The sequence below is a fragment of the Deltaproteobacteria bacterium genome, assembly GCA_019310525.1.
Classification (GTDB): Bacteria; Desulfobacterota; DSM-4660; order Desulfatiglandales; family HGW-15; genus JAFDEE01.
In genome coordinates, this window is record JAFDEE010000142.1 from 1 (window position 1) to 4,090 (window position 4,090).

General features: G+C 57.4%; 1 protein-coding gene. It reads left to right on the top strand.

What is annotated here, in order from left to right:
• The first annotated feature begins 698 nt into the window (after nt 1-698).
• Nucleotides 699-3,617, top strand: coding sequence for an insulinase family protein (locus JRF57_16165; protein MBW2305232.1), 2,919 nt, complete (start codon nt 699-701; stop codon nt 3,615-3,617).
• Nucleotides 3,618-4,090: the final 473 nt, after the last annotated feature.

Below are 4,090 nucleotides of genomic sequence, written 5' to 3' on the forward strand. Positions count from 1 at the left end.
AAGCCGCAGCTCACGCTCTTCTTAGAGCGGGAGAATGCGGAGGGGGCCGGCCCGCCAGAAAGCGGCGGGCAAGTGTCCCCCGCTGATAAGCCGCTGAAAACACCAGCCCGGGAGCCTCCGAACGAAAGAAAAGGCGCCATCGGCCATTCGGGGGCTGTTATCGAAATGAAATGCTCTTCGGGTGTTATGGAAACGGAAGGGGCATGGGGATCTTTTCCTCGTTCCCGAGTCTCACGGCCTGGTTATTTCAAGGGGTTAGGGACGGGGGAGTTTTGCCCCCTCCGCCGATCTCCCGCTTTTACAAGCGGGAGCCGGGGTTTCCCCCATCCCTAACCCCTTGAAATAACGAAGGTTTACCTGCTGTTGTCTGGCAGGCCTCCCGACAGGTCACTTCCGAAAAGATCTCCATGCCCCTTTTCCGGTGGTGCGGACAATGGTTTTCAGGTGAAATATTTGATCCAGAGAGACCTTTGGAAAAGGTCCATTGTCAGTCAGGTTCGAGAGGGTCAGTTACAGTTGAAATTCTCGAGTGCCAAGGCTTAATGCTTTCAGTTTTTTTCTCCTCGGAAGGATGGTTCGAGCAGTGGCCGAGGGCCCCTTTTCTGAAGTGACCGGCGGGAACGTTAGCGAGGAGAACATCCCGAGTCCCTGTCTGAGGCGGCGAATCCTATACATACAATAGTGGTATGGAGGACTATATGACGTTACTTCATGGTTTTGAAAAGATCCGCGAGCGGGATATCCCGGAATTGAAAACGCGGGCTGAGTTTTACCGGCACCATAAGACGGGTGCGGAGTTGCTCTCCCTTGTAAACGATGATGAAAACAAGGTCTTCGGCATCACCTTCCGCACCCCGCCTCCGGACTCCACAGGCTTACCCCACATCCTGGAGCATTCCGTTCTCTGCGGTTCCCGGAAATACCCTGTAAAAGAACCCTTTGTGGAGCTTCTCAAGGGGTCTCTTCAGACCTTCCTAAACGCCTTCACCTATCCGGACAAGACCTGCTATCCCGTGGCCAGCCAGAACGAGAAGGATTTTTACAACCTATGCGATATCTACCTTGACGCCGTATTCCACCCCAGGCTCACCCCCTACGTCTTTTACCAGGAGGGCTGGCATTACGAAATCGACCGGGACGGAGCTTCCCTCATGTACAAAGGGGTGGTCTTGAATGAAATGAAAGGTGCTTACTCCTCCCCTGATTCCCTTCTGGCCGAGTATTCCCAGCAATCCCTCTTCCCTGACACCCCTTACGGCCTGGATTCCGGAGGGGACCCGAAGGAGATTCCGACCCTCACCTTCGAAAAATTCAAATCCTTTCATGAGAAGTACTATCATCCGTCCAACGCCCTGATCTATTTTTACGGCAACGACGACCCGGCCAAGCGCTTGGCCTTGGTCGAGGATTACCTCAAGGACTTCCAGAAGATCGACATGTCCGTCGAGATTCCCCTCCAGCCGCCCTTTGAGAAACCCAGGCGCCTGATCCGACCCTTTGCCGCCGGAAACGGAGAGGAGTCCTCCAAGGGAATGGTCACCATGAACTGGGGGCTGGCGGAGTCTCCTCGAAGCGAGCTGAATCTTGCCTTTCACGTGCTGGCCTACATCTTTCTGGGCATGCCGGGTTCCCCCCTGAGAAAGGCCCTGATGGACTCAAACCTGGGAGAAGACGTGGCCGGTGTGGGACTGGCGAGTGAATTGCGGCAGATGTATTTCTCCGTAGGGCTCAAAGGGATCGACCCCAAAAATGCGGACAGGGTGGAAGAACTCATCCTCGGCACCCTGGAAGATCTCGCTCGGAGAGGGATCGATCCCAAGACCATCGAAGCAGCCATGAACACCACGGAGTTCGCCTTGAGGGAGAACAACACCGGCAACTACCCGAGGGGCCTGGTGATCATGCTCCGTGCCCTCGGCAGTTGGCTCTATGGAGAAGACCCCCTGGCCCTGGTGGCCTTCGAAGCCCCCCTGGAGGCCGTCAAGTCCGCCGTTAAGGAGGACGGACGTTACTTCGAGAAACTGATCGAGAACTACTTCCTGGAAAACCCGCACCGGACCACTCTCCTGCTCGTGCCTGACCCCGAGATGGGTCCCCGGGAGGAAAAGGCCGAAACAAAGCGCCTGGCCGATGCCCGCTCGGCCATGGACCCCGGCGAACTGGAGGAGATCGCCCGCCTGGCTCAAGAACTCAAGGAGATCCAGGAGACCCCTGATCCTCCGGAGGCCCTGGCCACGATCCCTTGTCTGAAACTGGAAGACCTGGATCGGGAGAACCGCCGGATCCCCCTCGCCCTCTCTTCAAGGGACGGGGTCCCTATTCTTTTCCATGACCTCTTTACCAACGGAATCGCCTACCTGGAAATAGGATTCAACCTGCACGCCTTACCCCGAAAGTATCTCCCTTATGTTCACCTCTTTGGCAGGGCCTTGCTGGAATTGGGGACAGAAGCCGAAGACTACGTGAGTCTGGGTCAGCGCATCAGCCGAAAGACCGGGGGGATCCATCCGAGTTACTTCACCTCCGTTACCAAGGAGAGCAGGGGGGCGGGTGCCGCCTGGATGTTCCTGCGGGGCAAGGCGATGATGAGGCAGACGGGGGACCTCCTGGACATCTTGAGGGATGTGCTTCTCACAGTCAAACTGGACAACCGCGAACGTTTCCGCCAGATGGTACTTGAATCCAAGGCCCGGCTGGAACAAGGCCTGGTCCCGGGGGGACACCAGGTCGTCAATCGCCGGCTTCGGTCTCGATTCAACGATGCGGACTGGGCCTCGGAGCAGATGGCGGGACTGGCGAATCTGTTCTTCCTCCGGAAACTCGCCGGCACCCTGGAACGGGACTGGGATACCGTCCTCTTGGACCTCGAAGACATGAGGCGCCGGTTGATCAACCGGAAGGCCATGATCGTCAATGTCACCCTGGATGAAGACAACTGGTCACGCCTCGAACCCAAGGTCGGGGAGTTCCTGGACCGGTTTCCTTCCAATCCCTTCCAGGAGGAAACCTGGCATCCGGAGCCTTCCGGGGAATTCGAAGGCCTGACCATCCCCGCCCAGGTAAATTACGTGGGGAAGGCGGGAGACGTCTATTCCATGGGATACCGCTTTCATGGCTCGGCCCACGTGATCTGCCGGTACCTGCGAAACTCCTGGCTCTGGGACAGGATCCGAGTCCAGGGCGGGGCTTACGGGGCCTTCTGCCTCTTTGACCGGCTCTCCGGAGTCCTGTCTTTTGTCTCCTACAGGGACCCGAACCTCTCCCGGACCCTGGAGGCCTTCAATGAGTCAACCCGGTTTCTGAAGGAAATCTCCCTGAGCAAGGAAGAGCTCACCAAGGCGATCATCGGAACCATCGGAGACATGGACCACTACCAGCTTCCGGACGCCAAGGGTTACTCTTCCCTCCTCCGCCACCTCTCGGGAGAGACTGAGGAAGACCGACAGCGGATGCGGGAGGAGGTCCTGGATACCACCGAGACGGACTTCAAACGCTTCGGAGAGGTCCTGGAGGGTCTTCGGGACCACGGACACATTACGGTCCTGGGGTCGGAGACGGCCATCCGGGAGGCTTCCAAACAAGAAGGCCTTTCCTTTAAGATCGTGAAAGTGCTCTAAGTCCCCCGGCAATAAAAGGCGAAACTGCACGGATATTATTGAATCATTGGGTCTGTCGGGTCTATTGAACCGAGAGCTCAAGGGCTCGATAGGTGAAGGATCGGAGGGCTTTACTTAAAACCATCGCCCGCAACACCGGGAGGAAGGGCAGGGCGTTCTTTTCTACACGACCACGGGCCTGCCGCCCGCCGTTGTCTGGCGGGCTTGTCCGGGGAATCTCCGGAATAAGTATTTCACCCGAAAACCACTGCCTGCACCACCGGGAGAAGGGGCATGGAGATCTTTTCGGAAGTGACCTGTTGGGAGGCCTGCCAGACAACAGCAGGTAAACCTTCGTTATTTCAGGGGGGTTAGGGATAGGGGAAACCCCGGCTCCCGCTTGTAAAAGCGGGAGATCGGCGGAGGGGGCAAGAATCCCCCGTCCCTAACCCCTTGAAATAACCAGGCCGTGAGACCGGGAACGAGGAAAAGAT

Bases quoted from the DNA above. Each gene is read 5' to 3' on its own strand.
- JRF57_16165 (MBW2305232.1), top strand. From the start codon at position 699: ATGACGTTACTTCATGGTTTTGAAAAGATCCGCGAGCGGGATATCCCG.